Source organism: Micromonospora sp. S-DT3-3-22 (assembly GCF_015354745.1).
GTDB lineage: Bacteria > Actinomycetota > Actinomycetes > Mycobacteriales > Micromonosporaceae > Micromonospora > Micromonospora wenchangensis.
The window spans coordinates 1-24504 of the sequence record NZ_JACGMO010000057.1 but is presented as its reverse complement, the minus strand read 5'-3'; the positions used below and the strand labels follow the sequence as shown (position 1 = coordinate 24504).

At 73.5% G+C, this 24504-nt stretch carries 28 protein-coding genes; 19 read left to right on the top strand and 9 right to left on the bottom strand.

The annotated features are described in order from the left end of the window. The first annotated feature begins 55 nt into the window (after positions 1-55). The 6 genes from H1A17_RS17845 to H1A17_RS17820 all read left to right on the top strand — a co-directional run bounded on the left by H1A17_RS17845 (position 56) and on the right by H1A17_RS17820 (position 4210). The gene (locus H1A17_RS17845) at positions 56-316 is read left to right on the top strand and encodes a hypothetical protein (protein ID WP_088647198.1); all 261 of its coding nucleotides are present in this window, start codon (positions 56-58) and stop codon (positions 314-316) included. Between the two features lie 83 nt (positions 317-399). After that, entirely contained in the window at positions 400-1770 is a 1371-nt protein-coding gene (locus H1A17_RS17840; protein WP_240762525.1) for an MFS transporter, read from the top strand. Between the two features lie 51 nt (positions 1771-1821). Next, the gene (locus H1A17_RS17835) at positions 1822-2466 is read left to right on the top strand and encodes a GAP family protein (protein WP_145917195.1); all 645 of its coding nucleotides are present in this window, start codon (positions 1822-1824) and stop codon (positions 2464-2466) included. Between the two features lie 89 nt (positions 2467-2555). Beyond that, positions 2556-3341, top strand: a complete 786-nt coding sequence (locus H1A17_RS17830; RefSeq protein ID WP_145917196.1) for an SDR family oxidoreductase — start codon at positions 2556-2558, stop codon at positions 3339-3341. A 37-nt stretch (positions 3342-3378) separates the two neighbouring features. Continuing rightward, the gene (locus H1A17_RS17825) at positions 3379-3573 is read left to right on the top strand and encodes a hypothetical protein (RefSeq protein ID WP_145917197.1); all 195 of its coding nucleotides are present in this window, start codon (positions 3379-3381) and stop codon (positions 3571-3573) included. Positions 3574-3661: 88 nt separating this feature from the next. Then, positions 3662-4210, top strand: coding sequence for a YbaK/EbsC family protein (locus H1A17_RS17820; protein ID WP_194822380.1), 549 nt, complete (start codon positions 3662-3664; stop codon positions 4208-4210). A 105-nt stretch (positions 4211-4315) separates the two neighbouring features. Here the strand turns inward: H1A17_RS17820 and H1A17_RS17815 are convergent, their stop codons facing one another. From H1A17_RS17815 to H1A17_RS17800, 4 genes are all read right to left on the bottom strand, one after another. Continuing rightward, entirely contained in the window at positions 4316-4948 is a 633-nt protein-coding gene (locus H1A17_RS17815) for a DsbA family protein (protein ID WP_145917199.1), read from the bottom strand. 20 nt (positions 4949-4968) lie between these two features. Continuing rightward, the gene (locus H1A17_RS17810; RefSeq protein WP_145917200.1) at positions 4969-5394 is read right to left on the bottom strand and encodes a SufE family protein; all 426 of its coding nucleotides are present in this window, start codon (positions 5392-5394) and stop codon (positions 4969-4971) included. Between the two features lie 145 nt (positions 5395-5539). Then, entirely contained in the window at positions 5540-5959 is a 420-nt protein-coding gene (locus tag H1A17_RS17805) for a CBS domain-containing protein (protein ID WP_145917201.1), read from the bottom strand. A 58-nt stretch (positions 5960-6017) separates the two neighbouring features. Beyond that, positions 6018-7814, bottom strand: coding sequence for a proline--tRNA ligase (locus H1A17_RS17800; RefSeq protein WP_145917202.1), 1797 nt, complete (start codon positions 7812-7814; stop codon positions 6018-6020). Between the two features lie 226 nt (positions 7815-8040). Here H1A17_RS17800 and H1A17_RS17795 point away from each other — a divergent pair, with 226 nt between their 5' ends. After that, a complete protein-coding gene (locus H1A17_RS17795; protein ID WP_194822379.1) occupies positions 8041-8775 on the top strand; it encodes a class I SAM-dependent methyltransferase in 735 nt (244 codons plus the stop codon). Between the two features lie 48 nt (positions 8776-8823). On the opposite strand, the gene H1A17_RS17790 is transcribed toward H1A17_RS17795, so the two are convergent. Both H1A17_RS17790 and H1A17_RS17785 read right to left on the bottom strand, forming a co-directional pair. Then, positions 8824-9018 (bottom strand): DUF397 domain-containing protein, encoded by a 195-nt coding sequence (locus H1A17_RS17790; protein WP_145917204.1) that lies wholly within the window; start codon positions 9016-9018, stop codon positions 8824-8826. Beyond that, positions 9009-9812 (bottom strand): helix-turn-helix transcriptional regulator, encoded by an 804-nt coding sequence (locus H1A17_RS17785; protein ID WP_194822378.1) that lies wholly within the window; start codon positions 9810-9812, stop codon positions 9009-9011. Before H1A17_RS17785 ends, H1A17_RS17790 begins: the two co-directional genes overlap by 10 nt. Before the next feature lie 221 nt (positions 9813-10033). On the opposite strand from H1A17_RS17785, the gene H1A17_RS17780 reads away from it, so the two are divergent. The 5 genes from H1A17_RS17780 (at position 10034) to H1A17_RS17760 (ending at position 14858) form a co-directional block, all read left to right on the top strand. Beyond that, positions 10034-10351 carry a hypothetical protein gene (locus H1A17_RS17780; protein ID WP_088647209.1) on the top strand — a complete coding sequence of 106 codons (318 nt, stop codon included), beginning with the start codon at positions 10034-10036 and terminating at the stop codon, positions 10349-10351. Between the two features lie 283 nt (positions 10352-10634). After that, positions 10635-11405, top strand: coding sequence for an SGNH/GDSL hydrolase family protein (locus H1A17_RS17775; protein WP_194822377.1), 771 nt, complete (start codon positions 10635-10637; stop codon positions 11403-11405). Between the two features lie 5 nt (positions 11406-11410). After that, entirely contained in the window at positions 11411-11998 is a 588-nt protein-coding gene (locus H1A17_RS17770) for a hypothetical protein (RefSeq protein WP_228543738.1), read from the top strand. Positions 11999-12130: 132 nt separating this feature from the next. Beyond that, positions 12131-13033, top strand: coding sequence for a sulfurtransferase (locus H1A17_RS17765; protein ID WP_145917207.1), 903 nt, complete (start codon positions 12131-12133; stop codon positions 13031-13033). A 217-nt stretch (positions 13034-13250) separates the two neighbouring features. After that, a complete protein-coding gene (locus H1A17_RS17760; protein ID WP_145922489.1) occupies positions 13251-14858 on the top strand; it encodes an alpha/beta hydrolase in 1608 nt (535 codons plus the stop codon). Here the strand turns inward: H1A17_RS17760 and H1A17_RS17755 are convergent. Continuing rightward, positions 14830-15252: a hypothetical protein gene (locus tag H1A17_RS17755; protein ID WP_145917208.1), complete on the bottom strand. Its 423-nt coding sequence runs from the start codon at positions 15250-15252 to the stop codon at positions 14830-14832. The two genes, H1A17_RS17760 and H1A17_RS17755, sit on opposite strands and share 29 nt — an antisense overlap. A gap of 175 nt (positions 15253-15427) precedes the next feature. Between H1A17_RS17755 and H1A17_RS17750 the strand changes: the two genes are divergently transcribed. Together H1A17_RS17750 and H1A17_RS17745 are read left to right on the top strand one after the other, a co-directional pair. Then, on the top strand, positions 15428-16042 hold the full coding sequence (locus tag H1A17_RS17750) for a TetR/AcrR family transcriptional regulator (protein ID WP_145917209.1): 615 nt from the start codon (positions 15428-15430) through the stop codon (positions 16040-16042). A 104-nt stretch (positions 16043-16146) separates the two neighbouring features. Beyond that, positions 16147-17484, top strand: a complete 1338-nt coding sequence (locus tag H1A17_RS17745) for an acetyl/propionyl/methylcrotonyl-CoA carboxylase subunit alpha (RefSeq protein ID WP_145917210.1) — start codon at positions 16147-16149, stop codon at positions 17482-17484. A gap of 45 nt (positions 17485-17529) precedes the next feature. On the opposite strand, the gene H1A17_RS17740 is transcribed toward H1A17_RS17745, so the two are convergent. Further along, positions 17530-18363 (bottom strand): hypothetical protein, encoded by an 834-nt coding sequence (locus tag H1A17_RS17740; protein WP_145917211.1) that lies wholly within the window; start codon positions 18361-18363, stop codon positions 17530-17532. Between the two features lie 395 nt (positions 18364-18758). On the opposite strand from H1A17_RS17740, the gene H1A17_RS17735 reads away from it, so the two are divergent. After that, positions 18759-18968 (top strand): hypothetical protein, encoded by a 210-nt coding sequence (locus H1A17_RS17735; protein WP_145917212.1) that lies wholly within the window; start codon positions 18759-18761, stop codon positions 18966-18968. 186 nt (positions 18969-19154) lie between these two features. Beyond that, complete coding sequence (locus H1A17_RS17730) at positions 19155-20072, top strand: hydroxymethylglutaryl-CoA lyase (RefSeq protein ID WP_370516967.1); 918 nt, start codon at positions 19155-19157, stop codon at positions 20070-20072. Between the two features lie 84 nt (positions 20073-20156). On the opposite strand, the gene H1A17_RS17725 is transcribed toward H1A17_RS17730, so the two are convergent. Continuing rightward, positions 20157-20726: a snapalysin family zinc-dependent metalloprotease gene (locus tag H1A17_RS17725; RefSeq protein WP_194822376.1), complete on the bottom strand. Its 570-nt coding sequence runs from the start codon at positions 20724-20726 to the stop codon at positions 20157-20159. Between the two features lie 208 nt (positions 20727-20934). Between H1A17_RS17725 and H1A17_RS17720 the strand changes: the two genes are divergently transcribed. The 3 genes from H1A17_RS17720 to H1A17_RS17710 form a co-directional block, all read left to right on the top strand. Continuing rightward, a complete protein-coding gene (locus tag H1A17_RS17720) occupies positions 20935-22467 on the top strand; it encodes an acyl-CoA carboxylase subunit beta (protein WP_194822375.1) in 1533 nt (510 codons plus the stop codon). Positions 22468-22619: 152 nt separating this feature from the next. Then, the gene (locus H1A17_RS17715) at positions 22620-23768 is read left to right on the top strand and encodes an acyl-CoA dehydrogenase family protein (RefSeq protein WP_194822374.1); all 1149 of its coding nucleotides are present in this window, start codon (positions 22620-22622) and stop codon (positions 23766-23768) included. 124 nt (positions 23769-23892) lie between these two features. After that, positions 23893-24504 (top strand): helix-turn-helix transcriptional regulator (locus H1A17_RS17710; RefSeq protein WP_194822373.1); only part of this gene is annotated, 612 nt, incomplete at its 3' end.

Below are 24504 nucleotides of genomic sequence, written 5' to 3'. Positions count from 1 at the left end.
ACGGCGGTGCCGGTGGAATCCCGCTGACGACCCGACGAGCGGCAGGGAGGCCGGAATGAGCACGATCACGCGTCATCTCAGCGGCGGTCACGAGATGGTCCGGGCGTACACCCGACGGGTGGAGGTGCCGATGCTGGGCGAGGTGGCGGTGCCGCCGCCGGACAAGATCGCCTATTACGCCGGGTTGGGGGTGCTCGCCGCCCTCCAGGTCATCGAGTGGCCGCTCGCCCTGGTGATCACCGCCGGGCACCTGCTCGCCGACCAGCACCTGTCGGGGCTGGCCAAGGGGCTCGGGGAGGCGCTGGAGTCGGCCTGACGAGACCGGGCTCACCCTTGACCTGAACCTGGGTGCAGGTCGCAGGCTGGGCGCATGTCTGACGTACCGCCCGGCGTCGTCCGGTGACCGCCACCCTGACGCCGGCCACCCGCCTCTACGACCCGCGCCTGCGGGCGATGACGGTGGGCAGCGTCGCCCTGGTGTCGCTGCTCGCCTTCGAGGCGTTGGCGGTGGGCACCGCCATGCCCACGGTGGCCCGCGCGTTGGACGGGCTGGGGCTCTACGCGCTCGCCTTCGGCGGTTCGTTCGCCGCCGGTGTGCTGGCCATGGTGCTCTCCGGCATCTGGTGCGACGCCCGGGGACCCCGGGGGCCGATGTGGGCCGGGGTGGGGTTGTTCGTCGTCGGCCTGTTCGTCGCCGGGAGCGCCGACGCGATGGGCACCCTGGTGGTCGGCCGGGCGGTGCAGGGCTTCGGGTCCGGGTTGCTCTCCGTCGCGTTGTACGTGGTGGTCGGGCAGGCGTACCCGGAGGAGCTGCGGCGGCGGGTGTTCGCCGCGTTCGCGGCGGCGTGGGTCGTACCGTCGCTGGTCGGGCCGGCGCTGGCCGGGCTGATCGTGGAGTACCTGGGCTGGCGGTGGGTCTTCCTCGCCGTACCGGTGGTGGCGCTGCCGGCGGTGCTGCTGGTCGAGTCGGGCCTGCGGACGCTGCACCGCCCGCCGCCGGCCGGGCCACCGGCGGGCGCGGCGGCCAGGATCGGCTGGGCGGCCGGGGCGGGGGTGAGCGCCGCACTGCTGCACCACGGGGGGCAGCAGCGTGGGGTGCCCGCGGTGATCCTGGTGGCGGTGGCCCTGGCCGGGCTGGGGGTCTGTGCGCCCCGGCTGCTGCCGGCGGGGTTCCTGCGGGCGGCCCGGGGCCTGCCCACGGTGGTGGGGCTGCGCGGGTTGGCGGCGGCGGCGTTCGCGGGCGCGGAGGTGGTCATCCCGCTGATGCTGTCCCAGGAACGTGGCTTCTCGCCGACCGCCGCCGGCCTGGTGCTGACCGTCGGGGCGCTGTCCTGGTCGGTGGGTTCCTGGGCGCAGAGTCGGCTGTTGCCGCCGCGTTCCTCGGCGACCCTGCCCCGGCTCGGGCTGGCCTGCGTGGCGGCGGGCACGGCCACGGTCACCCTCGCCGTCTGGCCGGCGGTGCCGGTGGCGGTCGGGGTGGCCGGTTGGGCGGTGGCGGGGTTGGGGATGGGGTTGACGTTCCCGTCGCTGTCGGTGTTGACGCTGGCCCTGTCGGCCCCCGAGGAGCAGGGCCGCAACAGTTCCTCCCTGCAACTGGCCGACTCGTTGTTCACCGCCACCGTGTTGGCGTTGACCGGCACGGTGCTCGCCGCCGGTACGACGCCCGGCCCGTCCGGGTACGCGGGGACGCTCGCCGTGGCGGTGGCGTGTGCGCTGCTCGGCGCGTTGCTCGCCGGCCGGGTGGTGCCGGCCCGGGTACGCCCCGCCTGATCCGGGCGAATCCCACCGGCCGGCCCGGCCCGGCGGCGAGGATGGTGGGCGATGAACGTCCTGACGATCCTGCCGATGGCCGTGGTGATGGTGGCCGGTACGCAGCTGGTGGCGGCGGTCTTCCTCGCCTCCGGCGACCGGCCCCGCCGGGCGTCGCTGGGTTTCCTGGCCGGCGCGGCGGTCGTGGTGTCCGCCGGTACGACCCTCGCCTGGCTGATCTTCCGCCTGGTCAGGGGCGCGGCCGGTGGGGGCGGCGGGGGTGGTCGCAAGCCGGTCGAGACGGTCATCGACTGGGTGGTGCTGGTACTGCTGGTGGTGTTGGCGGTGGTGGTGTTCCTGCGGCGGCACTCGGCCGGGGAGCCGGCGTGGATGGGTCGCCTCCAGCACGCCGGCTTCGGGTACGCGTTCCGGCTGGGCCTGCTGCTGTTCGTGGTGATGCCCTCCGACGACCTGACGATGGTGACGGTCGGGGCGACCGCCGCCCGGCACGGGCTGCCGTGGTGGCACCTGGTGCCGTTCGTGCTGTTGACCCTGCTGTTGCTCGCGCTGCCGCTGCTGGCGTTGCTGCTGCTCGGTGACCGGGCGGACCGGGTGCTGCCCCGGATGCGCGACTGGGCGGACCGGCATTCGTGGATCATCAGCGAGGCGGTGGTGGCGTTCTTCCTCGTGCTGACCGTCGTCGACCTGCTCAGGTGAGGCCGTGCCGGTCCGGGTCGGTGTCACGTTCCGGGTGGCCGGCCCGTCGGTCCGTCGGGCGGGCGGTCCGTCGGGTGGAGGGAGCGGGCATGCGGGTGCTGGTGACGGGTGCCGGTGGGACGTTGGGCCGGGCGGTGCTGCCCCGGCTGCTCGGTGACGGTTGCACGGTGCGGGCGATGAGCCGGCGTCCCCGGCACGATCCGGCGGTGGAGTGGATGGTCGCCGACCTGGGCACCGGCGTCGGGGTGGCCGCGGCGGTCGCCGGGGTGGACGCGGTGCTGCACCTGGCGTCGCGGCCCGGCGGGGGTGCGCGTACGCACCGGGTGGACGTGTCGGGCACCCGCCGGCTGGCCCTGGCCGCCGCGCACGCCGGGGTGGGTCACCTGGTGTACGTCTCGATCGTCGGCGTGGACCGGGTGCCGATCCCGTACTACCGGCACAAGCTGGCGGCGGAGCAGGTGGTGGCCGCCGGGCCGGTGCCGTGGACGGTGTTGCGGGCCACCCAGTTCCCGGTCTTCCTGGACCGGCTGCTGCGGACGGTGGGTCGGCTCGGCCCGGTGCCGGGTGACCCGGCGGTGCTGGCCCAGCCGGTCGACCAGCACGAGGTGGCCGCCCGGCTCGTGGAACGGCTCGGCGTCGGCCCGCTGACCGGCGTCGAGGAGTACGGCGGCCCGCAGGTGCTCCGCTTCGACGAGGCGGTCCGCGCCTGGCGGGCGGCCCGACGTTCCCGCCGTCCCCTGCTGCCGGTACGTCTGCCGGGGCGGCTGGGTCGGGAGCTGCGGGCGGGTGCGCTGACCACGACCGCCGTCCCGACCGGTCGCCGGACCTGGGCCGATCACCTGGCCGACACGTACGGGGGAACGGGCCGAAGATGAGCCTGCTACGGGTTCCGGTCCTGCCTACCGTGACCCCATGGTGGTCTTCGTCGTCACGGTGCTGCTCTACGTCTTCGGTCTGGTCTTCCTCTACGGGGTGATCCGTCTCGCCGTGCGGCACGGCATGGAGGATCTGGAGGCCCGTCGGCCCCAGGCGCTGCGGGGTGCGCAGTCGGCGTCGGCCGACGACCGGGCGTTCCTGCGGGAGAACAGCTTCCTCGGCGGCAACTGACCTGCCGGACCCGTGGCGGCACCCCCGGTGGCCTGCGGGGTGGCCCGCCGGGCGGCCCGCCGCCGGGGGTGCGAGGATCGCTGCCGTGATGGGAACGTTGCAGACCGAACCCGCCCGGACCCGCCCCGACCTGCTGGCGGCACCGGTGGCCGCCGCGCTGACGGCGTGGCCGGCGCAGGCGCCCGTCGACGTCGACGCCGTCCTGGTCGCCCCGATCGACGCCACCCTGGCCGATACGGCCGCCTTCTGCGCGGCGTACGAGGTGGGGCTGGACGTGTCGGCGAACTGCGTGGTGATCGCCGGCAAGCGGGAGGGCGAGATCCGGTACGCCGCCTGCGTGGTGCTCGCCACCACCCGGGCCGACGTCAACGGGGTGGTCCGCCGGACGCTGGACGTGCGCAAGGCGAGCTTCGCCCCGATGGCCGAGGCGGTCGAGTCGACCGGGATGGAGTACGGCGGGATCACCCCGATCGGGCTCCCCGAGTCCTGGCCGATCCTGGTCGACGCCCGGGTGATCGCCACCCCGCACGTGATCATCGGCTCCGGCGTACGGCACAGCAAGATCGCCCTGCCGGGACCGGCGCTCGGCGCGCTGCCCGGGGCGCGGGTGGTGGAGGACCTGGCCCGGCCCGCCTAGCCATTCCCTTCAATCGATGTTGTTGCACGTGAAACATCGTGCCGGTCGATGCCGCCCCCGCCGGGATGGCGGTGCTGCCGGGGCGGCGGTGCCGTCGGGGTGGCGTCAGGCGGCCGACTCCCGTTGGGCGACCTCGGTCAGGGCGGCGAGCAGCGTCTCGGGCTCCTGCGCGCCGGTGACGCCGTACTTGCCGGCGAGGACGAACGTCGGCACGCTGGTCACCCCGAGCTGGTGGGCGGTGGTCAGGTCGGCGGCCAGTTCGCGGCGGCCCGCGTTCGAGGTCAGGTACTCGCGCGCCTCGGCCTCGTCCAGCCCGACCGAGGCGGCCAGCGCCACCAACGCCTCCGGGGAACCGACGTCGACCCCGTCGGTGAAGTGCGCCCGGTAGAGTGCCTCGACCAGCTCACCCGCCCGACCGTGCCCGTCGGCGAACCGGACCAGCCGGTGCGCGTCGAAGGTGTTGGCGCTCACCGCCCGGTCGAAGTTCAACGTCAGCCCCACCCCGGCGGCCACCTGGGTCACCTGGCCGGCCATCGACTCGGCCCGCTCCCGGCCACCGAACTTTGCGGCCAGCGCGTCGAGCAGCGGTCGGGGCGTGGTCACCGGCGACGGGTCGAGCTGGAACGGCCGGTACCGGACGGTCACCTCACCGTCGTACGACGCCAGGGCCTGTTCGAGGCGGCGCTTGCCGATGTAGCACCAGGGGCAGACCACGTCGGCGTAGATCTCGATCTCCATGACCGGAGACAACCCGCAGCTCAGCCCACTTGTTCCCGTACCTGTCGCTTGAGTCGGGCCAGGATCGCGGTGCCGCCGCGTACCCGCAGCGGGCTGATCGCCTGGGCCAGGCCCATCCGCTGGTAGAGGTCGTCCGGCACGTCCAGCACCTGCGCGGCGCTCGCCCCGGCCAGCCCCTCGGCGAGGATGCCGGCGAAGGCCCGGGTGGTGGGCGCCTCCGGTGGGCAGTCGAACACGGTGGTCACCGTGCCGTCCGGGGCGACCTCGGCGCGCAGGAAGAACGCCGTCTGGCACTCGGGGACCTGCTCCAGGTCGTCGCGGTCCACCCCGGCCGGCAGCGGCGGGACCACGTCGGCGTACTCCAGCAGCATCTCCAGCACCACGTCGCGGGGCGCGTCGGCGAACTCCTCGACGATCTCGGCCAGCTTCGTCGGCATCTCGGGCATTCCGCCAGGCTACTGCCGCCTCCGGCGCAGCCGCCCGGCACCGCCGCCATCCGGTCGGCACGCGCTCCGCCGACCCGGCCGGGGGTGCCTGGCCACCCGCCCCCGGCCGCGTCACCCGGGTGGTTCCGCTGTCACCCCGGACCGCTCAGTTGTTCGGGGCACCCTCGCTGATGTCGGCCAGCGCCGAGCTGGGGTCGAGCTGCATCGCCAGGTCGCCCAGGGAGACGATGCCGACGAGCTTGCGTTCGTTGTCGCAGACGAGGATGCGCCGGATGTTGCGCTCGCGCATCAGCGCCGCCGCCTCCCCGGCCGTGGAGTGCTGCTCGATCATCACCACCTCCCGGGTGATGATCGAGCCGATCGTGGTGCTGGTCGGGTCGCTGCACTCGGCCACCGCCCGGACCACGATGTCCCGGTCGGTCAGCAGACCCGCCAGCGTGGAGCCGTCGGTGACCACCACGTCCCCGATGTCGGCCTCCTTCATCACCCTGGCAGCTTCGTCCAGGGTGGTCTCCGCCGGCAGGTAGACCACCTGCTTCGTCATCACGTCACTGACCCGGTACATGAGAGCCTCCGTACAACACCCGTGGTCGATCCGACTTCGGTACCCCGTGGCGCGCCCGCTACACCCCGTTGCCGCGAACCCGACTCAGCAGTTGGTCGGCCAGGCCGTCCCACGGCACCTCGTCGCGCCCGCCGGTCGCCCGGTCGCGCACCTCGACGTACCCGTCGACGAGTCGGCGGCCGACCACGACGACACACGGGATGCCGATCAGCTCGGCATCGGTGAACTTCACCCCGGCCGAGACGGTGGCCCGGTCGTCGACGAGCACCCGCAGGCCGGCCGCCGACAGCCGGCCGCCGAGGTCGAGCGCCGCGTCGAGCTGCGCCCCCTTGCCGGCCACCACCAGGTGTACGTCGCACGGCGCGACCGCCGCCGGCCAGACCAGCCCCCGCTCGTCGTGGTGCTGTTCGGCGATGGCCGCGACCGCCCGGGACACCCCGATGCCGTAGCAGCCCATGGTGGGCCGGACCGGTGTGCCCGCCGCGCCCGGCACGTCGAGGGTGAACGCGTCGGTGAACCGGCGGCCGAGCTGGAAGATGTGCCCGATCTCGATGCCCCGTCGCATGGTCAGCCCGCCGCCGTTGCCGCCGTCGTCGGCTCCGGTGGTCCCGGTGGTGCCGCAGGCCGGGCAGGGGTCACCGGGGCGTACCTCGGCCGCCTCGATGGTGCCGTCGGGGACGAAGTCCCGCCCGCAGACCACGTCGGTGGCGTGCCGTCCCGGCTCGTTGGCGCCGGTCAGCCAGGCGGAGCCGGTGACCACCCGGGGGTCGACCAGGTAGCGCAGGCCGAGCCCGGCCAGCACCTGCGGCCCGAGGTAACCCCGGACCAGTTCCGGATGGGCAGCCCAGTCGTCGAAGACCGCGACGTCGGCCGGGTGCAGGGCCGCCGCGACCCGCCGGAGGTCCACCTCCCGGTCGCCGGGCAGCCCGATCACCAGCACCTCGGGGGTTTCCGCGCCGGGTCGGCGTACGGTCAGCACCACGTTCTTCAGGGTGTCGGCGGCGGTCCAGTCGTGCCGCCCGGCGAGCTTCCGCTCGTTGGCGAGGTCCACCAGCGCGGCGATGGTCGGCGTCTCCGGAGTGTCGTGCACCTCGGCGGTGCGGTGCGAGTCCGGGTCGCCGACGGCCGGGGCGGGGGTCGTCACCGCCTCGGTGTTCGCCGCGTAGTCGCAGGCCGTGCAGCCGACGTAGGTGTCCTCACCGACAGGTGTGCCGGCCAGGAACTCCTCCGAGGCCGAGCCGCCCATCGCCCCGGAGACCGCCCGCACCACCGTGTACGCCAGCCCCAACCGGTCGAAGACCCGCTGGTACGCGGCCCGGTGCCGGGCGTACGACGCGCGCAGGCCGTCGTCGTCCAGGTCGAACGAGTAGGCGTCCTTCATCAGGAACTCCCGCCCGCGCAGCAGCCCGGCGCGGGGGCGGGCCTCGTCGCGGAACTTCGTCTGGATCTGGAAGATCGTCAGCGGGAAGTCCCGGTACGACGAGACCAGGTCCTTGACCAGCAGCGTCGCCATCTCCTCGTGGGTCGGGGCGAGCAGGTGCTCGGCGCCCCGCCGGTCGGCGAGGGTGAAGATGTCGTCGCCGTACTCCGTCCACCGGCCGCTGGTCCGGTACGGCTCCGCCGGCAGCAGCGCCGGGAAGTGCACCTCCTGGTCGCCGATCGCGGCCAGTTCCGACCGGACGATCTCGGTGACCCGGTCCAGCACGAGTTTGCCCAGCGGCAGCCAGGCGTAACCGCCCGGGGCGACGCGTCGGATGTAACCGGCGCGCAGCAGGAGCCGGTGGCTCGGCACCTCCGCGTCCGCCGGGTCCTCGCGCAGGGTCCGCAGCAGGGTGGTCGACGTACGAAGCAACATCGACGCAGCGTAAGACCGCACCCCCCACCCCAGCGATCCCTTTCCGCCCTCCGCCCTCCCACCCCCTCGCCTCCTCTGGTGATCAAGAGGTTCGCGTCAGGATTCCGGGGCGGGGTGACGCAAACCTCTTGATCACCGAGGCGAGGGGCGGAGGGTCGGGCGGGACCGGGAACCGGGACGGTAATTCGATGGACATGGTTTTCCGGGGCGGGTGAGCATCGGGGGCATGCGGCAGGAGGAGATCTGGGACACCGAGGCCGCCCGGCACTACGACACGCCGGGCGAGGGGATGTTCGCACCCGACGTGCTCGGGCCGACGGTGGACCGGCTGGCCGCCCTCGCCGGTGACGGGCCGGCGCTGGAGTTCGCCGTCGGCACCGGCCGGGTCGCCGTCCCGCTGGCCGCCCGGGGGGTGCCGGTCACCGGTATCGAGCTGTCCGCCCCGATGATCGTGCAGCTCCGCACCAAGGTGGACGCGGCCACCGTCCCGGTGGTCCCCGGCGACATGGCCACCACGGTCGCCCCCGGCGAGTTCTCCCTGGTCTACCTCGTCTTCAACACGATCGCCAACCTGCTCACCCAGGCCGAACAGGTGGCCTGCTTCCGCAATGCCGCCCGCCACCTCGCCCCCGGTGGCCGGTTCGTCGTCGAACTGTGGGTGCCCGAGCTGCGCAAACTCCCACCCGGTCAGCAGGCCGTGGTGTGGCACTCCGAACCCGGCTACGTCGGCCTGGACACCTACGACGTGCTGGCGCAGCACGTGGTGTCCCACCACTTCCGGTTCGGCGACGGCCGGCAGGCGGAGCTGTTCCGTACCCCGCACCGCTACGTCTGGCCCGCCGAGCTGGACCTGATGGGGCAGCTCGCCGGGTTCACCCTGGAGAGCCGGCACGCGGACTGGACCGGCGGCGAGTTCACCGCCGAATCCCGCTCCCACGTCTCCGTCTACCGCCTGCCCTAGCCGCCGGCCCCCGGCCGTGGCCCGCCGCCCTCGGCAAGCCGGGCCGGGTCAGTGGACGCCGACGCCGTTGCCGGTGGCGGCGACGAACGACCGCCAGGCCCGCCGGTCGAAGGTGAGGACGGGACCGGTCGGGTCCTTGCTGTCGCGCACCCCGACGACGCCGGGCAGGTCGTCGGCGACCTCGACGCACTCTCCGTTGCCGCTGCGGGTGGACTTGCGCCAGGTGGCACCGGTCAGCTCCATGACGTCATCACTTCCTTCATCAGCAGTGCCGACTGGTTGTGGGGCAGGGCCTCGCTGCGGACGCTCTCCCACCGCGCGGTCAGGATAGTCAGCTCCCCGTCCTTGTCGATCGTGGTACCGCTGAGCTGGTTCTCCAGATGGCCGACCCAACCGCTGTCGTTGCCGAGCGCCAGCGTGAACGGGCCGGCGAGGCCCACGTGGGTGCTGACCTCGGCGGGTATCACATGGATGCTGACGTTCGGCTGGTCGACGCACTCCAGCAGATGGGCGATCTGCTGCACCATCAGGCCCCGGAAGCTCTCGTCCGCGCGCCGGAGCACCGCCTCCTCGACCACCGCGATCAGCTTCGGCGGCTGCGGACGGCTGAGCACGCTCTGCCGGTCCAACCGGACCGCGAGCCGCCGCTCCACCTCGTCGTCGCTGAGCATGTCGTCGGCCCGGATCACGGCACGGGCGTAGTTCTCCGTCTGCAACAGGCCCGGAACGAGCGTCGGGTGGTAACACCAGAGCTGCTGTGCCTGGCGTTCGGCCTCCAGCCAGGGCCGGAACCAGTTCGGTTGCGAGTAGCGCTCGGCCAGCCTGAGCAGTGAGGTGAGCAGCCCGCCGGTCGTCAGGACCTCGTCCGCCCGCTTGAGGAACAGCCTGTCGAACGGGCGTTGGCCCAGCTCGATGGCGGAGATCTGGGAGCCGGAGAAGTGGACCAGCCTGCCGAACTCCTCCTGGCTCAGCTCAGCGTGCAGCCGCAGTCTGCGCAGTTGTGCCCGGATCAGGTCGGCGGTCGGTTCACTTTCCACACGTCCTCCACGGTTGTCCCGGCCGCCTCCCCGGTCCGACCGGGCGGCCCTCGCCGTCGACCCGGCCTCGCCCGGGCCGGCGTCGACGCCTTCCGACAGTAGTGGTGTCATCACCAGAATGTCACCAGCGGGTCGCCTTCCGTCCGGCCCGCCGGGGGGCCGCCCGTGACCCCCCGTGCAGGGGCGGCCCCATCCCCATCACCACCAGGAGGTCGAGACCGGTGAACTTCCGTCCGTTTCCGGTGCCCCGCCTCGGCCCGTACGCCGACCGGCCCCGCTCCCACCCGCCGGGCGGCCGGCCGCACCTGCCGCTGCGACCACTGTGGGTGTGTCGGGCCTGCGGCGGCCCGTGGCCGTGCGCCGAGGCCCGGCTGCTGCTCCGCATCGAGTACGACGCACACCCCGTCGACCTGGCCGTCTACCTGTCCGGGCTCTATCACGAGGCGAGCCACGACCTGTTCCGGCTGAACCCGCAGGACGGGCCGACGCCGCGTGACCTGTTCGAGCGCTTCGTCGCCTGGGCCCCCTACCGCAGGTGACCGGACACCCCGCCCCCACCGGGCCGAGCGGGCCGGGGTAGAGCGGGCGGCGGCGTGGGGTCGACACAGCGGTGTCCGGAGGTGCGGGACACCGCTGTGTCGGCCCAAGCGAGTCGATCACCCCGACCTAAGTGCGTCGATCAACGCCGCCCCAGATGAGTCGCTCAGGGGTGCGGAGTGATGGTCGATGACCTGCGCCACGTTCGGGCGGTGGGCGGCGGCGTCCAGGAACGGGCCGGTGACACACTGGTCGCCGCAGGCAACGAGGGCATGAGGGGGCGGCGTGCGCTGGCGGAGCTTCGTGGCGGTCGGGGACAGTTTCACCGAGGGCATGGACGACGCGTACCCGGACGGCACCTACCGGGGCTGGGCGGACCTGGTGGCGACCCGGCTGGCCGCCGAGGCCGGCCCGGACTTCGGCTACGCGAACCTGGCCATCCGGGGGCGGCTCTTCCCGAGCGTCGTCGCCGAGCAGGTGCCCGCCGCGCTCGCCATGAAACCCGACCTGATCAGCTTCGCGGCCGGCGGCAACGACGTGCTGCGGCGCACCTTCGACCCGGACGCGTTGGCGACCCGGTTCGACGCCGTGGTGGCCCGGCTACGCTCCAACGGTGCCGACGTGATCCTCTTCCGGTTCGCCGACGTACTGGCCCGGCTGCCCGGCCAGCGTCTCGTCTCACCCCGGATCGAGCTGGTCAACCGGGTCGTCGGCGAGACCGCCGAGCGGCACGGCGCGATCCTGATCGACCTGTTCGCCGACGACACGTACCGGCTCAACCCGATGCTCTGGAGCCCCGACCGGCTGCACCTGTCGGCCGCCGGGCACCGGCGGGTCGCCGCCCAGGTGCTGACCGCACTCGGGGTGGGCTGCGACGAGGAGTGGCTGCTGGTGCCGGAGCACCCGGCCGCCACCCCGTGGCTCGCCGCCCGCGCCTCCGACCTGCGCTGGGTCGGCCTGCACCTGGCCCCGTGGATCACCCGCCGGCTCACCGGCCGCTCCTCCGGCGACACGGTCACCGCGAAACGCCCGATCCTCGGCCCGGTCGCCGACTGACGGAGATGCAGACGATCCACATCGCCCCGCTGCTGCGACTCACCCTCGACAACGACCCGCCGCCGGACCAGCCGGTCCTGATCGACGATCTCCCGCCGCCGGACCAGCCGGACCGGGGCGTCGGCAGGCCACTGTCGGGCCCGGCGGACCGGGGGGACGGCGGCCCACTTCCGGGCGGGCAGGCCCGGGGCGGCGGGCCGCTGTCGGGCTGGGCGGTGCTGGTCGACGGCGACCGGATCGAGGCGGTCGGTCCGGCCGACGAGCTGACCCGGGCGTACCCGGAGGTGCGGGTGCGGCGGTGGACCGGCATTCTCGGGCCGGCGCTGGTGCACGACGGGCCGCTGCCGCCGGCGGCCAGCCCGCGTGAACGGGTGCACGCCCTGCTCCGGGCCGGGGTCGGCGCGGTGCTCGCCGCGTACCTCACCGACCCGGCGCTCCGGGCGGCGGCGACCCGCAACGACGTCGCCGTCCTCGATACGGCACGGCCTCCCACGCTCACCGCCGGCAGCCGCGCCGACCTGGCCGTCTTCGCCGACGACGGCCGCTGCCTCGCCACCGTCGTCGCCGGCCGGCTGGTCCATCGCCGGGCCTGAGCGGGCCGGCCGAATGGTGCCGGTGCCGGCCGCCGTCGACAGCCTGCTCGCCCGGGCCCGCGCGTAGCGGGACCAGCGCGGCCGGTCCCATTGGCCGGCCGGTGGGGGCGATCGCGGCGTAACTTGGGGCTCATGTCTGTGCCGAGTGATCCGCATCCCCGCCTCCAGTCGTACGCCGACCCGCAGCGGCTGGTCACCACCGAATGGTTGGCCGAACACCTCGGCGACGAGGGCCTCGTCGTGGTCGAATCCGACGAGGACGTGCTCCTCTACGACACCGGTCACCTCCCGGGGGCCGTCAAGGTCGACTGGCACACCGAGCTGAACGACCAGGTGACCCGGGACTACCTGGACGCGGAGAGCTTCGCCGAACTGTGCGCGGCCAAGGGCATCGGCCGCGACGACACGGTGGTCTTCTACGGCGACAACTTCAACTGGTGGGCCGCGTACGCGCTGTGGGTGTTCACCCTGTTCGGCCACCCCGACGTGCGGCTGCTCGACGGCGGCCGGCAGAAGTGGATCGCCGAGGGACGCGAGCTGACCCGGGACAAGACGGTCCGTCCGCGCGCCGACTACCCGGTGCCGCAGCGCAACGACGCGCCGGTCCGGGCGTACCGGGAGCAGGTGATGGCGCACGTGGCGGCGGGCCGGCCGCTGGTCGACGTCCGCTCGCCGGGCGAGTACACCGGCGAGATGCTGCACATGCCCGACTACCCGCAGGAGGGCGCGCTGCGCGGCGGGCACATTCCGGGCGCGGTGAGCAAGCCGTGGAAGTCCGCCGCGAACGACGACGGCACCTTCAGGTCGGCCGACGAGCTGCGGGCGATCTACACCGACCAGCTCGGGTTGAGCCCGGCAGACGACGTGGTGGCGTACTGCCGGATCGGTGAGCGGTCCAGCCACACCTGGTTCGTGCTGCACCACCTGCTGGGCTTCCCGCAGGTACGCAACTACGACGGTTCGTGGACCGAGTGGGGCAACCTGGTCCGGGCCCCCGTGGTCCGGGGCGACCAGCCCGGCGGCCTGGCCGGCTGACCAGCCCTCCGCACGGCCGGGCAACGGCCGCACCTGGGCGGATGTCGCGGTATCCCGGATCGGGGACACCGCGACATCCGCCCTGTTGCGTCGCGCGCCCGTCCGGCGGTAAATCGGCGGTTCCCCCCGACAGGGGGCGTCGGGCAGGGGAATCTGCTGGTAGGGCCCCGGACACCCGGTGAGGAGACAGGGCGTGCGCAGACCGCGAGCCCGGCTGATGGCGCTGTGCGCCCTGGCCGCCGTGCCCCCGGCGATCGAGGCGGTGCTGCTGGTCCACCTCGGGTTCGTCGCCGCCGAAGGGCTGTCCTCCCAGGTCACCGCCGTCTGGCCGTACGACACCTATCACGACCTGCGCTGGCTGTACGTCTACCACGACTCGTGGCCCGACTTCCTGGTCGGGCTGCTGCTGGTGATCGGGTTCCGGGCGCTGCTCACCACCGGGCTGGTCGCGCTCGCCTGGCCCGCCGGGGTGGACCGGCCCGGCCTGCGCTGGCTGCTCGGCCGCAACCTCGGGTTGTCCGCCGTGGTCACCGCGCTGGTCGCCCCGTGGGCGTTGATCTCGGTGGCCGCCTCGGTGGTCGCGCTCTCCTGGGTGCTGCTCGCCTCGCTGCTGCCGATGTTCCTGCTCGCGCCGTTCCTGCAACGCGCCGCCGTGGTCGGGCCGTGGTGGCGCGGGTTGCCGTCGATCTCCCTGGTCGGCTGGTCGCTGCTGAACTTCGTGGTGATCACCGTGGCCAGCGCGCTGTGCTGGAGCGTCCCCGGCTGGTGGACGGTGCCCGTCGCGCTGCTCGCCGGGGCGGCCAACGGGCTGCTCTGGGAACGCACCGTGCACGTCGCCGTGCTGGCCCCCCGGGTGCGCTGGGCGCGGGTGCCGGTCACCCCGATCGCCGTCGCGCTGGCCCTCGCCGTGCCGCTGACGATCCCCGTGCTGGTGCAGGTCGTCCCGGCCGGGGTGACGATCGAGCAGGTGGTGCTCGGGCAGCGGCTGCCGGCCGACGTACGGCACGCGGTGATCGTCCTCGCCGGCCACGGGTCGACCTACGACGGCACCCCGCCCGTCGACGCGAACGTGGAACGGTTCTCCTACCGGGGGCTGGGCGGGGACGGTCGACCGCTGCCGTACCGGTCGTCGGACACCAACCGGTCGCTGGAGAGCGGGGCCGCCCTGCTCCGGACGCAGGTGGACCGCCTGCACGGGCGTACCGGCCGGCCGGTGGCGCTGGTCGGGGAGAGCGAGGGGGCGATGCTGGCCCGCACCTACCTCGCCCAGCGCCCGCACCCGGCGGTGGACACGCTGGTCATGTTCAGCCCGTTGATCAACGCGGGACGGGCGTACTACCCGCCGGCCGGGGCGGCCCACGGCTGGGGTGTGGCCACCGGCTGGCAGCTACGGGTCCTGCTCGGGACGATCGAACTGTTCGGGGTCACCGACGCCGGGCCGGACGAGCCGTTCATCCGCTCCCTGCTGGACAACGCGCCCTTCTACCGTAACCAGTCGATGTGCCCGGTGCCGGGCGTGCGGATGGTGGCCTTCCTGCCGACCACCACGGCCACCGAGGCGCCGCCGGGCGAGTACACCGGTATCCCGGTGTTCCAGATGCCCGGGGTGCACGGTGGGCTGCTGGGCCGGTCCCTGGTCCAGGACCGTCTGATCCACTTCCTCGCCGGGGTGCCGGAGAGCCGGATGCGGCGGGAGTATCCGCTGCTCCAGCAGCTCGGCGCGGGCTGGCAGGCGCCACCACTGGCGATCCGGGTCAACCCGGCCTGGAACGACGTCCGCCAGCCGGACCCGTCCTTCACCGGGAAGGTCTGCCAGCCTTCGTGAGCTGCGCGTCGTCCCGGCTGCCGTGCCGGTGCCGGACGACCAGCCGGACGGCGGCGAGGGTCAGTCCCACCACGATCAACGCCTCGATCGGGTGGTACGGCGCGAACAGCAGGTGTACGACGACGACCGCCGCCCCGACCACCATGGCGGCGGTCACCCAGCGGCGGCGGGCGAACGCGACGACCAGGCCGGTCGCCACCAGCAGCACCCCGCTCGCCACGTGCAGCCAGGCCCAGTTGGTGAGGTCGTAGAAGACCAGCCCGTCGGCGTGCAGCGAGACGTAGACGTCGCCGCTGTCGACGTCGCCGATCCCGGACAGCACGTCGAAGAGGCCCGCGCCGACCAGCAGGCCACCGGCGAGCAGCAGCGACCGGTCCGGCCGTCGTGCCGTCATCCCACCCTCCCTCCCCTCCCAGGCTAGGGCCGGCGGGGCACGCCGTCCGGCGATCACCGGCGGCACCCGACCCGGCGGCCACCGGCGGCACCCCGCCCGGCGGTCGCTGTCCGCCTGCTGAACCCGCGGGTAACCGAGGGGCCCCGGTGTCCGGCCCGAGGTCTACGCTTGCCAGGTGACTGTGGGGCAGCAGGCTAGGGGCAGCGCAGGCAGCGCGGGCCGGCGCCGGTCGAGGCGCGACGAGATCCTGGAGATCGCTGTCGGGCTCTTCGCCGCCCGCGGCTACCACGGGGTCTCCATGGACGACATCGGTGCGGCCGCCGGGGTGACCGGCCCCGCCCTCTACCACCACTTCGCCGGCAAGGAGGCGATGCTCGCCGCCGCGCTGATCCCGGTCAGCGAGGGGTTGCTCGACGGTGGCCGGGACCGGGCGGCCAGCCGTCCGGGTGACCCGCGTGGCGCGCTGGAGTCCCTGATCGACTTCCACGTCGACTTCGCGCTGGCGAACCCGGCCGTGATCGCCCTGCACCTGCACGAGTTGGACCGCCTCCCGGACGAGCCGCGTCGCCGCATCCGCAAACTCCAACGGCTGTACGTCGAGGAGTGGGTGACCGTGCTGACCGCGCTGCACCCGGGGCTGCCCGACGGCGAGGCGCGGGTGCTGGCGCACGCCGCGTTCGGCCTGATGAACTCGACCCCGTTCCTCGGCGGCGAGGTCGACCGGCGGCGTCGGGCGGCGCTGCTGCGGGCCGCCGCGCTGGCCGCCCTGCTCGCCGAGACCGACTCCTGACCCTCCCGCCCGACTCGTGGCCGACGGCCCGACCGTGGTTTCCTGGCATCCGTCCCCACCCTGGACGTCGAGCAACCGTCCCCACCCTGGACGCTGGAGGAAACATGATCGAGTCGCTGTTGGTCGCCAACCGGGGCGAGATCGCCCGTCGGATCATCCGTACCGCGAAGCGGCTCGGTGTGCGGGCGGTCGCGGTGCACTCGGAGGCCGACGCCGACCTGCCGTTCGTGGTCGAGGCCGACGAGGCGGTGTGCGTGGGTCCGGCGAACCCGGCCCAGAGCTACCGCAACGTGGAGGCGATCCTGGCCGCCGCCGAGTCCACCGGCGCGCAGGCGGTCCACCCCGGCTACGGCTTCCTGTCGGAGAACGCCGACTTCGCCCGTACGGTGCAGGCCCGTGGGTTGGTCTGGGTCGGGCCCGGCGCGGACGCGATCACCGCGATGGGCGACAAGATCAACGCGCGGAACCTGATGGCGGCGGCCGGGGTGCCGGTCGCGCCCGGCACCACCGAGCCGGCCACCGACCTCGACGCGGCGGTCGCCGCCGCCACGGAGATCGGCTACCCGGTGATGGTCAAGGCCGCCGCCGGTGGCGGCGGGATGGGCATGGCGGTGGCCGCCGACGAGACCGCGCTGCGCACCGAGTACGACAAGGTCCGCGCGTTCGCCGAGCGGATGTTCGGCGACGGCTCGGTGCTCATCGAGCGCTACTTTCCCCGGGTACGCCACGTCGAGGTGCAGATTCTCGGCCTGGCCGACGGCCGGGTGGTGGCGCTCGGCGAGCGGGAGTGCTCGGTGCAGCGGCGCAACCAGAAACTGGTCGAGGAGTCCCCCTCCCCGGCGGTGTCGCCGGAGCTGCGGGCGCGGCTCCTGGCCGCCGCAGTACGGGCCGGCGAGGCGGTCGGCTACCGCAACGCGGGCACCGTCGAATGCCTGCTCGACCCGGCCACGCAGGAGTTCTTCTTCCTGGAGATGAACACCCGGCTCCAGGTGGAACACCCGGTGACCGAGCTGGTCTACGGCGTCGACCTCGTCGAGGAGCAGCTGCGGGTGGCGGCCGGCCTGCCGCCGACGTTCGACCCGGACGCGCTGACCCCGCGCGGGCACGCGATCGAGCTGCGGATCAACGCGGAGGACCCGAAGCGTTTCCTGCCCGGCCCCGGCGTCATCGGCACCTGGGTGGAGCCGACCGGCGAGGGGGTACGCGTCGACTCCGGGTACGTCGCCGGCAACACGGTGACCCCGTTCTACGACAGCCTGCTGGCCAAGCTCGTCGTCACCGGGGCGGACCGGGCCGAGGCGATCGGGCGGGCCCGGCAGGCGGTGGCCGGCTTCGCGGTGGCCGGCCCGAAGAACAACCTGCCCTTCTTCGCCGAGCTGCTGACCAACGAGGAGTTCGTCTCCGGCGACTACGACACCGGCATCGTCGGCCGGATGCGCTGACCCCGGCGTGGCCGACCACGGGGTCCGTCGACCCGGACCCCGTGGTCAGGCCGGCCGGGTCCCGCCGGGCAGTTGCGGTCGCGACGTCGGGCGGTACGCCGGTGCCAACACCACGTCGAGGCGGGGGGCCACCGGGTCGATCCGGGGTGGGCGGTGCCGGCCGGCCGGGGCGTCGTTGGTCGGGGTCGGGCCGGGCGGGAAGTGCCCCGGGTTGCGGTCCTTGTGGGCCGCCCCGGCCGACGCCTGCCGTCGTGGCGTCGTCGGGCCGGCGCCGGGTGGCCCGCCCGGCGGTCGACGCCCCGGGGCGTCGAGGGTGGCCCGCAGCAGGCTGATCTCGGCCTCCCGGGCGGTCAGCGTCCGACGCAGCGAGGCGTTCTCCCGGAGCAGGTGGGCGACCAGCGTCCGGGCGTCGTCCCCGGCCGGGTCCGGTGGGAAGGCCCCGGGGTCGGTCGGGTCGGCGGTGGGCGTCCGGCGGTCCGTCGGCGGTTCACCCCGGGCCGCCTCGTAGAGCCGTTCGAACCGGCGCAGGGTGGCCTGCCGGTCGGCGGGCGCGACGGTGCACTCGACCACCAGCACCACGGTCTGCCACGGCGGCCCCTTCGTCTCGGTGGTGAAGTGCCGGGACAGTCGCTTGCGCCAGGTGTCCCGGTCCCGGCCCGGCCGGTTGCGGCAGATCCGTTCGGCCAACCTGCTCCAGGTGTCGACCGCCCCGAACTCCGGGGAGCGTTCGATGAGGTCGCGGACCGCCAGCGCGTACTCGGACACCGCCGTCGAGCCGTACCGGGCCGCGTATCCGGCGGCGAGGTGCTCGCGCGGGACGAGCCAGTGCCGCTGGTGCCGTCCCCGGGTCGGGGAGGGCGTGCTGGGGTGGGAGGGCATCGGTGAACCTTTCGTACGGAGCTGTCAGACCCGGGAAGGTATTCGTACCCTCCATCCACAAATCGTGAGCGCCCCGGCCTGTGTCCGTGGTCAGTTTCTGGCCGGGTGGTTGTCCGGGTAGGGCCGGGCGGTGTCCGGGTTGGACGGTCCCGGCCCGGGGCGGCGGTCGGTGCCTTGCGGCCGTCCTCGGACGGTCCACTTTGGCCGCCCGCCCCGGCGCTGCCCGGCCAGAACGGCGTGCGGTACGGCCCGGGTGGTCGTTGGGCCCGTCGTGCGACAGGTCTCGTCGCCGCACGTTCGTCGGCGGTCGGCCGGCACACACGCGGCGGGAGCCGGACGTGCCACACGGGCGGTGGAGAGGCCATCGCCGGTCACGCGGCCTGGGGGCGGAGAACATGGGAAGCGGAAGACTGACCAACGGCGCGTGCCCGCGCCCCGACCGTCGTCGGGTGGGCCGGCACCTGCGGTCGATGTCGCTGTTCGCGGAGGGTGCGGTGGCGATGGCGCTGGTGCTGGGCCGGGAGGACGCGGTGGCCTGGGCGGGCGCGGTCGCCGCGGTGCTGCGCACCGCCGCCGAGCTGGCGGAGGGATCACCGGGCCGGTGACCTCCCGGGGTGCCGGGCCGGCCAGTACCCGGGCCGGCCCGACACCCCGGGGTGGCGTGGCGGCGGTGGCCGGCGTGGTGGTTCCCTGGAGGGACCACCGGTCGTCCGGCGTCACCGGTCGTCGTCTCCACGAGGGGCGGCGACGCGGGACGACCCCCGGCGACCCGATGTCACAGCGAGGTGACCATGAGTCAGATGCCAGCGGCGGTGTCGATCCGCGAGGTCGGGCCGCGCGACGGGCTCCAGAACGAGGAGCCGATCCCCACCGGGGCCAAGGTGCGGCTGCTCGACGCCCTCTCCGGCACCGGCGTGCGCCGGATCGAGGCGGTGTCGTTCGTGCACCCGAAGGCGATTCCGCAGATGGCCGACGCCGACGAGGTGTGGCGGCGGGCCGGGAAGGCCGAGGGGGTCCGCTACTCGGCGCTGGTGCCCAACACCCGGGGTGCCGAGCGGGCCCTGGCCGCCGGTTTCACCGAGATCGAGGTGGTGGTCTCGGCCAGCGACACGCACAACCGGCGCAACGTCAACCGCTCGACCGACGAGTCGCTCGACGACATCGCCGAGCTGATCGACCTGCTGCACGCCTCGGGCGCACGGGCCGAGGTGATCGTGGCGACCAGCTTCGGCTGCCCGTACGAGGGGGACGTCGACCCGGGGCGGGTCGCCGGGATCGTCGAGCGGGTGGTCCGCGACGGCGCCGACCGGGTCGCGTTCGGCGACACCACCGGCATGGGTACGCCCCGACGGGTCCGGGAGCTGGTCACCGCCGTCCGCGACCGGGAGCCGGACGTGCCGGTGCTGCTGCACTTCCACAACACCCGGGGCACCGCGCTGGCGAACCTGCTGACCGCGTTGGAGCTGGGGATCACCGAGTTCGACGCCAGCGTCGGTGGCCTGGGCGGCTGCCCGTACGCGCCGGGGGCGAGCGGGAACCTGGCGACCGAGGAGGCGGTGCACATGCTGCACGACATGGGCGTCGACACCGGCATCGACCTGGACGCGCTGATCGGGGTCGCCGAGTTGGCCGAGGAACTGCTCGGCAAGCGGCTGCCGTCGGGGGTGCTGCGGGCCGGTCCGCGTACCCGGCTGACCGCCCGGCCCTGACCGGGCCCGTCGGGGGCGGATCGGCCCGATGACGCGGGGAGGGGCCGGCGTGGTGCCGGCCCCTCCGTCGGGTCGCGTCGTGGGTCAGCCCACGCTGAGCAGGCCCGGCCAGCTGTCCTTGAAGACCTGGCTGCCGGTGCTGCTGCGGCGGTCGTTGGCGCTGAGGGTGCCGGCGAACAGGCTGCTGACCCGGTTCGCCTCGGTGGTGCTCGGGTACGGGTTGGTGCAGCTCGTCCCGGCGCTGCCGCCCGACATCAGGATCGCGCAGTTGCCGTTGTAGTTGTCGGGCAGGCCGAGGATGTGCCCGATCTCGTGGGTCATGATCCGCAGCGGGCTGTACTGGGCGGCCTGCTGGGTGTCGATGTAGACCCGCCCGTTGCCGAGGCTGGTGCGCTGGGCGTACGAGCCGCCGCCGGTGATCTGGTAGATCCGCAGGTTGGTGCCGCAGTTCGCGGTGAGCGTCAGGTTGTTGGTGGCGTTGTTCCAGATCGAGGCGGCCTGGTTGGCGATGCTCGCGTAGCTGGGCGCCTGGCTGGTGTTGTAGCAGATGGTCATCGCGGCGGAGGCGGGCGCGGGGTTGGCGACCGTGATACCGAGGGTCGCGGTCGCCGTCGCCAGGGCGGCGACGGCGAGGCGCTTGATGTGTGAGTTCATGGCTCACTCCAATCCGGAGGGGGTGTCAGGAGCGTAGCCATATCGATAGTTAACTATCAATATCCGGAGTGGAAGTCGGTCGGGTGGTCGGGCGGGGCCCGGATGCGCTAGCCTAACGATCGTTCAGGCTGGTCGGCGCGTCCACCACGACGCCCACGGCGGCATGGCGGTCGGGCGCGCCCACGAGGCGCGGGGCGAGGGGGTCGGCGTGACGCTCGACGGTGAGGCACTGGAGCAGCTACGCAAGCGGGCCCGCTCCGGCGGCGCCGACAAGTACCACGCGGCCAACGCCGGCAAGGGCAAGCTCTTCGCCCGGGAACGGGTCGCGCTCCTGGTCGACGAGGGCTCCTTCGTCGAGGACGGCCTCTACGCCAACGCCCTGGCCGAGGGGTTGCCCGCCGACGGCGTGGTCACCGGCACCGCCACCATCGACGGCCGGCCGGTCTGCCTGATGGCCAACGACTCCACGGTCAAGGCCGGCAGCTGGGGTGCGCGGACCGTCGAGAAGATCATCCGGATCATCGAGCGGGCCTATTCGACCGGCGTGCCGATGGTCTACCTGGTCGACTCGGCCGGCGCCCGGATCACCGACCAGGTCGACCTCTTCCCCGGCCCCCGGGGCGCCGGCAAGATCTTCTGGAACCAGGTCCGCGCCTCCGGGGCGATCCCGCAGGTCTGCGCGCTGTTCGGGCCGAGCGCCGCCGGTGGGGCGTACATCCCGGCGTTCTGCGACGTGGTGGCCATGGTCGAGGGCAACGCCAGCATGTACCTCGGCTCCGACCGGATGGTCGAGATGGTCACCGGGGAGAAGACCACCCTGGAGGCGATGGGCGGGGCCCGGGTGCACTGCGCCGAGTCCGGCGTGGGGCACTTCCTGTGCAGGACCGAGGCCGACGCGCTCGACGTGGTGAAGACCTACCTGTCGTACCTGCCGGCGAACTGGCAGCAGCAGCCGCCGGCCGCCCCGGCCGTCGCCGCGCCGGAAAAGGCCGATCTCGCCGCGCTGGTGCCGGCCAGCGAGCGACAGGCGTTCGACATGCGCCGGTACGTCAAGGGCCTGCTCGACGAGGGGTCGTTCTTCGAGATCCAGGCGCTCTGGGCCCGGGAGGTGACCATCGGCTTCGGCCGGCTCGACGGCGAGGTCGTCGGCGTGGTCGGCAACAACTCGATGTTCAAGGGCGGCGTGCTCTTCGTCGACTCGGCCGACAAGGCGACCCGGTTCGTGCAGCTCTGCGACGCGTTCAACGTGCCGCTGCTGTTCCTGAGCGACGTGCCCGGGTTCATGGTCGGCAGCGCGGTGGAGAAGCAGGGCATCATCCGGCACGGGGCCAAGATGATCACCGCGATCTCCGAAGCGACCGTACCCAAGATCTGTGTGGTGGTCCGCAAGGCGTACGGCGCGGGCCTGTACGCGATGTCCGGCCCCGGCTTCGAGCCGGACGCGACGATCGCCCTGCCCACCGCGAAGATCGCGGTGATGGGGGCGGAGGCGGCCGTCAACGCCGTCTACGCCAACAAGATCGCGGCGATCGCCGACGAGGCCGAGCGGGCCGCGTTCGTCGCCGCCAGGCGGGCCGAGTACGAGCGGGACATCGACGTGGTGCGGCTCGCCAGCGAGCTGGTCATCGACGCGATCGTCGAACCGCACGAGCTGCGCGGCGAACTGGTCCGCCGGTTCACCGCCGCCCGCAGCAAGGACCGGCACTTCTCCCGCCGACGGCACGGGGTCACCCCGGTCTGACCGGCCGGTGATCCGCCGCCGTCCCCGGCCGGCCCGACCGGTCGGCACCGAGCCACCGACACCGCCGTCGACCGGGTCCGACCGGTCGTCCAACCGATCCGTCGTCGCCGGCGTCACGAGCGCCCGGGGCGGCACCCGTACAGGAGGAACCGATGGACTTCCGGCTCAGCGAGGAACACGAGGCGCTGCGGGAGAGCGTGCGGGACTTCGCCCGCGAGGCGGTCGCCCCGGTGATCGCCGAGCACTACGAGCGGCACACCTTCCCGTACGAGATCGTCCGGCAGATGGGCAAGATGGGGCTGTTCGGCCTGCCCTTCCCGGAGGAGCACGGCGGCATGGGCGGGGACTACTTCGCGCTCTGCCTGGCGCTGGAGGAGCTGGCCCGGGTCGACTCCAGCGTGGCGATCACCCTGGAGGCGGCGGTCTCCCTCGGCGCGATGCCGATCTACCGGTTCGGCACCGACGAGCAGCAGGCCCGGTGGCTGCCGAAGCTGCTCAGCGGCGAGGCCCTCGCGGGGTTCGGGCTGACCGAGCCGGGCACCGGGTCGGACGCGGGCGGCACCCAGACCCGGGCCGTCCTGGACGGCGACGAGTGGGTGATCAACGGATCGAAGGCGTTCATCACCAACTCGGGCACCGACATCACCGCGCTGGTCACCGTCACCGCGGTCACCGGCACCAACCCGGACGGCTCGAAGGAGCTGTCCACCATCATCGTGCCGTCGGGAACGCCCGGGTTCACCGTCGCGCCCGCGTACTCGAAGGTGGGGTGGAACGCCTCGGACACGCACGAGCTGACCTTCGACGACTGCCGGGTGCCGGCCGGGAACCTGCTCGGCGCGCGGGGCCGGGGCTTCGCCCAGTTCCTGCGCATCCTCGACGAGGGGCGGATCGCCATCGCCGCGCTGGCCGTCGGCCTCGCCCAGGGCTGCGTCGACGAGTCGCTGAAGTACGCCAAGGAGCGCCAGGCGTTCGGCCGGCCGATCGGCAACTACCAGGCGATCCAGTTCAAGATCGCCGACATGGAGCTGAAGGCGCACACCGCCCGGCTGGCCTACTACGACGCCGCCGCCCGGATGCTCGCCGGCGAGCCGTTCAAGCGGCAGGCGGCGATCGCCAAGCTGCACGCCAGCACCGTCGCCGTGGACAACGCCCGGGAGGCCACCCAGATCCACGGCGGCTACGGCTTCATGAACGAGTATCCGGTGGCCCGGTTCTGGCGGGACTCCAAGATCCTGGAGATCGGCGAGGGCACCTCCGAGGTGCAGCGCATGATCATCGCCCGCGACCTGGGCCTGTGACCGTACCCCCGCAACCGGTCCGTCGCCGGGTGGGAACGGCTCTCTGTCGGGTATCCGCAGCCCTTCGTCGGTAGGCCGACGAAGGGCTGCCCGGCGTCGTATCCCGTCCGTACCCTTCCTGCCCATGACCCCGGATCATGATCACTCGCCCGGCGCGGGTGGTCGTACCCCGATCGGGGAGCTGGTGCGGGCCCACCGCCTGGCCGCCGGTCTCACCCAGGCCGACCTGGCACAGCGGGCCGGGGTCGGCGTGCGGACGGTCCGCGACCTGGAACGCGGCCGGGCCCACCGGCCGCACCGCACCACCGCCGAGCTGATCGCCGGGGCGCTCGGCCTGACCGGCGCGGCGCGCGCCGGCTTCCTCGCCAGCGCCCGGGGCCGGGCCGCGACCGCCCCGGCCGCCCCGGGCGTCGCCGGGCTGCCGCACCGCGCGCCCGCCGCCGGCACCGTCCCCCGCGACCCCGACCTCCCGGGTACGCCGATGGCGCTGCCCCCGCCGGTCGAGCTGATCGGCCGGGAACGGGAACTCGACGAGCTGACCGGCCTACTGACCGGCGACGGCTGGCCGCCGGTGCTGAGCCTGGTCGGCCTGGCCGGGGTGGGCAAGACCGCGCTCGCCCTGGCCGTGGCGCACGCGGTGGCCGACGCCCACCCGGGCGGGGTGGCCGGGGTGCTGGTCGGCACCGGTTCCGACGCCAACGACGTGCTCGCCGCGGCCTGCGCGGTGCTCGGCGCG